Raw genomic sequence first — 494 nt, 5'->3', positions numbered from 1 at the left:
CATGGCGCAGTTCCTCGGCAAGCACTTCCTGTCGAAGATCGAACACAGCGTTCCGAAGAAGGAAGGCGACCGCGTGTACGCCAGCCTGAAACAGAAGGCCGCAGGCTACGTGTTCAGCGCGCCGCAGTTCACCAACCCGGCCACCGACGAGACCACTGTTATCCCGGCGCCGAAGCTGTACAGCTCGTTCCGCTGCTTCCTGTGGGCGGTGCCGTCGCAGGAAATGTGGGACTCGCTGTTCATCGAAGGCATGTATGATGCCAAGGTGGACGAGAAGACCAAGAAGGAAATCTACCCGGCCAAGTCGAAGAACGTGATCCAGAACAAGATCAAGGCAGCCAAGAACTTCCAAGGCTCGCCGATCTTCGACATCCTCGGTGACTCGGTGCTGGACCTGCCGGACACCGACGCCGCTGCGCTGGAAGGCATCACCGCAGATGACCTCCCGGACAACGCACCAGCCAACGATCAGGCTGCCGTTGACGAAGCGCTGG

At 60.3% G+C, this 494-nt stretch carries 1 protein-coding gene; it reads left to right on the top strand.

Going from position 1 to position 494, the window contains the following annotated elements:
- On the top strand, positions 1-494 hold a 494-nt coding region (locus NFJ07_RS25655; protein WP_269998927.1), incomplete at both ends, for a hypothetical protein.

Source organism: Arthrobacter sp. B2a2-09 (assembly GCF_027587375.1).
Lineage (GTDB): Bacteria > Actinomycetota > Actinomycetes > Actinomycetales > Micrococcaceae > Arthrobacter.
Note: the sequence above shows the minus strand (reverse complement) of the source record. Positions and strands in the feature narration are given on the sequence as shown.